The 5,342-nt window shown below is 50.7% G+C and carries 6 protein-coding genes and 1 pseudogene; 4 read left to right on the plus strand and 3 right to left on the minus strand.

Annotation, left to right across the window (positions count from 1 at the left end):
- Window positions 1–68 precede the first annotated feature (68 nt).
- The 3 genes from ACHHZ6_RS24435 to ACHHZ6_RS24445 all read left to right on the plus strand — a co-directional run bounded on the left by ACHHZ6_RS24435 (window position 69) and on the right by ACHHZ6_RS24445 (window position 1,783).
- Entirely contained in the window at window positions 69–392 is a 324-nt protein-coding gene (locus ACHHZ6_RS24435) for a MobC family plasmid mobilization relaxosome protein (protein ID WP_176689730.1), read from the plus strand.
- Window positions 393–1,069: 677 nt separating this feature from the next.
- Window positions 1,070–1,561, plus strand: a complete 492-nt coding sequence (locus tag ACHHZ6_RS24440; protein ID WP_015060400.1) for an MbeB family mobilization protein — start codon at window positions 1,070–1,072, stop codon at window positions 1,559–1,561.
- Between the two features lie 6 nt (window positions 1,562–1,567).
- Window positions 1,568–1,783: an MbeD family mobilization/exclusion protein gene (locus ACHHZ6_RS24445; protein ID WP_137500696.1), complete on the plus strand. Its 216-nt coding sequence runs from the start codon at window positions 1,568–1,570 to the stop codon at window positions 1,781–1,783.
- Between the two features lie 828 nt (window positions 1,784–2,611).
- On the opposite strand, the gene ACHHZ6_RS24450 is transcribed toward ACHHZ6_RS24445, so the two are convergent.
- The 3 genes from ACHHZ6_RS24450 to ACHHZ6_RS24460 all read right to left on the minus strand — a co-directional run bounded on the left by ACHHZ6_RS24450 (window position 2,612) and on the right by ACHHZ6_RS24460 (window position 4,637).
- The gene (locus ACHHZ6_RS24450) at window positions 2,612–3,370 is read right to left on the minus strand and encodes a PmeII family type II restriction endonuclease (RefSeq protein ID WP_115656562.1); all 759 of its coding nucleotides are present in this window, start codon (window positions 3,368–3,370) and stop codon (window positions 2,612–2,614) included.
- Window positions 3,363–4,229, minus strand: a complete 867-nt coding sequence (locus ACHHZ6_RS24455) for a site-specific DNA-methyltransferase (RefSeq protein WP_049162637.1) — start codon at window positions 4,227–4,229, stop codon at window positions 3,363–3,365. The genes ACHHZ6_RS24450 and ACHHZ6_RS24455 overlap by 8 nt, the downstream gene beginning before the upstream one ends.
- Window positions 4,230–4,508: 279 nt before the next feature.
- Entirely contained in the window at window positions 4,509–4,637 is a 129-nt protein-coding gene (locus ACHHZ6_RS24460) for a replication initiation protein (protein ID WP_072106109.1), read from the minus strand.
- A 625-nt stretch (window positions 4,638–5,262) separates the two neighbouring features.
- On the opposite strand from ACHHZ6_RS24460, the pseudogene ACHHZ6_RS24465 reads away from it, so the two are divergent.
- Window positions 5,263–5,342: pseudogene (locus ACHHZ6_RS24465) on the plus strand (plasmid mobilization relaxosome protein MobC); the annotation flags it as partial.

Raw genomic sequence — 5,342 nt, forward strand, 5'->3', positions numbered from 1 at the left:
ACCGGGAAAGAGGTTCCCGCCCGTCCCGGCGTTATCAGGAGACCGGTTTGTCAGAGAAACGCAGCAAAATGCTCACGATGTGGGTGACCGAAGATGAGCACCGCCGTCTGCTGGAACGCTGCGACGGTAAACAGCTCGCGGCCTGGATGCGGCAGACCTGCCTGGACGAAAAGCCTGCGCGCACCGGAAAGCTCCCCTCACTCTCGCCGGCGCTGCTGCGCCAGCTTGCCGGCATGGGCAATAACCTGAACCAGATAGCCCGCCGTGTTAACGCCGGCGGCGGCACCGGCCATGACAGGGTACAGATTGTGGCGGCGCTGATGGCCATCGATGCCGGGCTTGAGCGGCTGCGGCACGCCGTTCTTGAGAAAGGAACGGACGATGATCGTTAAATTTCATCCACGCGGTCGCGGCGGTGGCGCCGGGCCGGTGGACTATCTTCTGGGTAAAGACCGGCAGCGTGAAGGTGCCAGCGTCCTGCAGGGGAAGCCGGAAGAAGTCCGGGAGCTGATTGACGCGTCGCCTTACGTGAAGAAATACACCTCCGGCGTCCTGTCGTTTGCGGAGGCCGATCTGCCTCCCGGCCAGCGGGAAAAACTGATGGCCAGCTTCGAGCGGGTTCTGATGCCCGGACTTGATAAAGATCAGTACAGCATTCTGTGGGTGGAGCACGAGGACAAGGGGCGTCTGGAGCTGAACTTTCTGATCCCCAATACCGAGCTGCTGACCGGCAGGCGGCTCCAGCCGTACTACGACCGCGCCGACCGGCCGCGTATCGATGCCTGGCAGACCATCGTGAACGGCAGACTGGGGCTGCACGACCCGAACGCACCGGAAAACCGCCGGGCGCTGGTCACGCCGTCCGGACTGCCGAAAACGAAGCAGGAGGCCGCAGAAGCCATCACGCGCGGACTGCTGACCCTTGCTTCGTCCGGGGAGCTGAAAACCCGTCAGGACGTCACTGAGGCGCTGGAACGGTCAGGTTTTGAGGTGGTGCGCACCACGAAAAGCAGTATCAGCATTGCCGACCCGGACGGGGGGCGAAACATCCGACTGAAGGGAGCCATCTATGAGCAGTCTTTTAACGCTGGCGAAGGACTTAGAGCAGCAATCGAAAGCGCAGAAGCAGAGTACCGGCGAGATGCTGAAAGCCGCATTCAGCGAGCACGAGCAGTCTGTCAGAGCGGAACTGAGCGCAAGCGCGAGGAGAATCAGCGACGCCATCCTCGCACACGAGCAGAGTATGAGCGAGGCGATGGAGAAAAACCGGCGGAGCGTACTGCGGACTGCCGGGCGGACATGGCTCACCATCCTGATGGTGTCAGCGCTGCTGATCGGCACGAGCGGGAGCATACTGTGGTGGCAGGGGCAGCAGATAACCGACAATTACACGCATCTTCGTCAGCAGGAAGATACCCTGGCGAAAATGACCGCCCGGACGTGGGGAGTGCGCTATCAGGAGAGCAGCGACGGCCGGAGGTTTCTTATCCTGCCGCCGGGGATGCAAACCGAAGCCATCCCCTACGACGGGACGACATGGATCCGCCTGAAACAGGAGTAGCGGAAAATGACAGAGCTGGAAAAGCAGTTGCTGAGCGCATTAGAGCAGCTACAGCAGGACTACTCGCAAAGGCTGGACGAATGGGAGAGCGCCTTCGCGGAATGGCGGAGCATGTGTGGGCTTATGCAACGGGAGAACGCGGTGCTGAACGAGCGCGTGTCGTACTTGAGCACGCAGGTGCTGAGTTTAAGCGAGCAGCTGCGCCGCTTGTCCGGGAACTGAATGCCATCGAGCTCCGGCAGAGGGAGAATGAGTATCAGAAAACACTGGAGCTGGAGCGCCAGCCGCAGAAAACCTACCGCGGGCCGACACTTTAAACCATCCAGGCAGCTGACAACCCGCACGAAGAGGGGCTCTTATTTCTCCCGCTAAATAGGTTCGTGATCAAAAAGGTCACGACTTATTCAGGAGCGGGAAATGAAGCTGTTAAATCTTATTGAATCATTGCTTAACTGCCTGTATCTGGCGGCGGAGCTGTGGGACTGGCTGGAGAAGCATTTGTCGGTTTTTAAGGCATTGGCGCGGATTTTAGTGTGACTTTAACATCCATGCATCTGGCTGCATGACTATGCACCAGTGTAATATTCAGCGGCTGCGTTTCTGGTGTTTTTTCGTTATGTCTGTCGCCACTTTCTCGCGTCTGGCACCGGAAACGCAGCCAACCCCGTTTCAGCGGTGCGGGCAACGGATGTTATGGTAAATATGAGTATTTAATCTGATGCAAAAAAGCCGCCTTTTAGGCGGCTTTTTACTAAGGTGTGTTGGTTATTGGTGTCAGTCTTTGTGCGACAGTCCCACCATTAGCACTCACATGTGTGACTATGTTGTTGTCGGTTCGAGTGTGTAGCTGTACGACGATATCAAAGCCTGAACTTGCATGAACATCACAGATGTAGGCTTCAGTATTGGGTGCCCAGATCGCACTGGTATCCTCTCTACGGAGTCTTACACCAAAGTTGTTAGATGCATGATTCTGGCAACCATTTACTATGCATGCTGGCATGGAGTGTCCTTGTTTTTATTGAGGTATCACCACTTTATACTCTTCTGTTAGTTGCTATGGTAGCTTGATTTTGAACCTGAGTTTCTTGCTACAAATAAAGCCCAATTTATTGAGCCATCACTATTACAATATTCTGAAATGAACTCAGCCGTAAAAAGATTTAGTTTGGCATTTGTTAGTTCTATCAGTTCCTTGTTTTTTTCGTCAGCAAGCTTACCAATAGGCTCAATTATATCACTATATAATTCGTTGTTTCCGTTAGATATAAATGTCCAGAAGTCTTGGCCGCATAGTTTTATGTGGGTTCCCTTTTCAGGTCTGGCGTCATAACCATAACAACAACCCTCAACGCAAGTTATTGATTTCGAATTGATCCCACCGGATGTGCCTAGGACTTTTTTGGCCTTAATGAAGTTGTCTTGCATTTTCTTTTTTTGTGATGAGTTACCCCAGTTTGGGCCAGATTTGATGCTTATTAGATATTTTGTGTTTTCAGTTTCGAACTCGAGATCTATTCCTACCGCACTGGATTTTCTTCCACCAAATGCTTGGGAACATGTGAAGATTGCAATCTTTTCCATGAAATTGCCAAAAACGGTCTCCTCTCCAGAGGAGACCGTTGCATCCATGATTGACTTTATTAAGTCACTTGCTGATGTTAGCCCCTTCGCCTTAAATAAATATGGGTTTTTTCTTTTTGTTATATCTGATAATTTTATCGCTCTTATTTTTTCTTGTTTTTTTTGATGGAACTCTTCATCAATGCAAGATTCTATAAAATCTGAAATAATCCGTGATTCAATCATTTGTATACCGGTATTTTTTTTGAGACGATTTTTTCAAACCTACTCTATTTGCCGTAATCTCGCAATATTCATCTAATATTTCAATACCTACAGCGTTCCTTTTCATTGCTTTCGCCACTTTTAATGTGGTTCCAGAACCGGAAAATGGATCCAGAACGGTGTCGCCTTCTGTGGTGAAAAGTTTGATGAACCATTCAGGTAGGCTTTCAGGAAAAGCTGCGCTGTGACTGCGGTTTCCACACTCTGTAGCCATGTGTAGCACGTTGGTTGGGTATGCCAAATCCCTGGTGACCCAGTTTTCTATTTTTTTACCGAAACCACTCCCCACTTTCGATTCATCTCTTTTCTTATCAGTATCACTCATGTTTTTAAGTCGTGAGTTTTTCCAATCCCCCATAGGCACCATTACTTCCTCTTGGTACATATTGAATTTTTTACTTTTCGTAAAGTGGATGCATCTTTCCCAAGAGTCTCTAAAACGATTTGGCCATTTCCCTGGGTAACTATTTTTTTTATGCCATATGTATTCCTCTGTCCATAACCAGCCTAATTTTCGCATCATTAGAATTAGCTCTATTACATACGTATGGCGCTCGCCATTAATCGCCCTTTCCTTTATGTTTAGAACAAATGAACCTGATGATTTTGTCACTCTCAGTAGTTCTTTGGCTATCGGGGTGAACCACTCAACATATTTGTCTGCACTTACTCCGCCATAGGTTTTTTTCCTTTGGTCTGCGTAAGGTGGTGATGTAACGATCAGATCTATTGAATCGCTTTGAAGCATCTTTAAAGCGATTAAACAATCATCATTGATTAGTTCTATCGTCTGTTTTTTTTCTTTAACTTCTTGTTTCATTAGCATTTCTTTTGTCGCATTCAGTGTTCGTTATCAGGATATTACCTCCTTTTGTTTTGGAGGTCCAGTCTTGCTGATGGTTGTTGACCTAAGTGTAAGATGCGACGTAATATCCTCGTCTGAAACGAAAAAACCGCCTGGGGAGGCGGTTTTTTCGAGGGTTCAGTAAGTTGGGGAACTTCTGAACCGTGGTAACAGGGTGTACAAGACCGCTGAAACCAAATTCTGTCCTTTCAGTTTAGCCGTAGTTGGGCTGAGACTTCAAGAACTCTGCATCAGTTATCTCTTGTACACCCTCTTACTGTTGGCTGCTGCCAGTGGCGTTTTGTCGTGTCTTTCCGGGTTGGACTCAAGTCGATAGTTACCGGATAAGGCGCAGCAGTCGGACTGAACGGGGGGTTCGTGCATACAGTCCAGCTTGGAGCGAACTGCCTTCCCGGAACTGAGTGTCAGGCGTGGAATGAGAAACCGCGGCCATAACAGCGGAGTGACACCGGTAAACCGAAAGGCAGGAACAGGAGAGCGCACGAGGGAGCCACCAGGGGGAAACGCCTGGTATCTTTAAGTCCTGTCGGGTTTCGCCACCACTGATTTGAGCGTCAGATTCTGTGATGCTTGTCAGGGGGGCGGAGCCTATGGAAAAACGGCAACGCCGTGGCCTTGCCTCTTCTTTGCTAAGTATCGTCCTGGCATTTTCCAGGAAATTTCCGCCCCGTTCGTAAGCCATTTCCGCTCGCCGCAGCCGAACGACCGAGCGTAGCGAGTCAGTGAGCGAGGAAGCGGAATATATCCTGTATCACATATTCTGCTGACGCACCGGTGCCGCCTTTTTTCTCCTGCCACATGAAGCACTTCACTGACACCCTCATCCGTGCCAACATAGTAAGCCAGTATACACTCCGCTAGCGCTTCGTGACTGGTTCAGGGCTGCGCCCCGAAACCCGCCAAAAGCCTGACGCGCCTGCGGCTTGTCCAACCCCGCGCCGACCGGGAAAGAGGTTCCCGCCCGTCCCGGCGTTATCAGGAGACCGGTTTGTCAGAGAAACGCAGCAAAATGCTCACGATGTGGGTGACCGAAGATGAGCACCGCCGTCTGCTGGAACGCTGCGACGG

Origin of the sequence: Enterobacter cloacae complex sp. 2024EL-00214 (assembly GCF_043945575.1) — a bacterium.
Taxonomy (GTDB): domain Bacteria; phylum Pseudomonadota; class Gammaproteobacteria; order Enterobacterales; family Enterobacteriaceae; genus Enterobacter; species Enterobacter cloacae_P.

Excerpts from the sequence above, each read along its gene's own strand:
- ACHHZ6_RS24455 (WP_049162637.1), bottom strand. The coding sequence starts at position 4,229 with ATGAAACAAGAAGTTAAAGAAAAAAAACAGACGATAGAACTAATCAAT.
- ACHHZ6_RS24450 (WP_115656562.1), bottom strand. The coding sequence starts at position 3,370 with ATGATTGAATCACGGATTATTTCAGATTTTATAGAATCTTGCATTGAT.
- ACHHZ6_RS24435 (WP_176689730.1), top strand. The coding sequence starts at position 69 with ATGCTCACGATGTGGGTGACCGAAGATGAGCACCGCCGTCTGCTGGAA.
- ACHHZ6_RS24460 (WP_072106109.1), bottom strand. The coding sequence starts at position 4,637 with ATGCACGAACCCCCCGTTCAGTCCGACTGCTGCGCCTTATCCGGTAAC.
- ACHHZ6_RS24445 (WP_137500696.1), top strand. The coding sequence starts at position 1,568 with ATGACAGAGCTGGAAAAGCAGTTGCTGAGCGCATTAGAGCAGCTACAG.
- ACHHZ6_RS24440 (WP_015060400.1), top strand. The coding sequence starts at position 1,070 with ATGAGCAGTCTTTTAACGCTGGCGAAGGACTTAGAGCAGCAATCGAAA.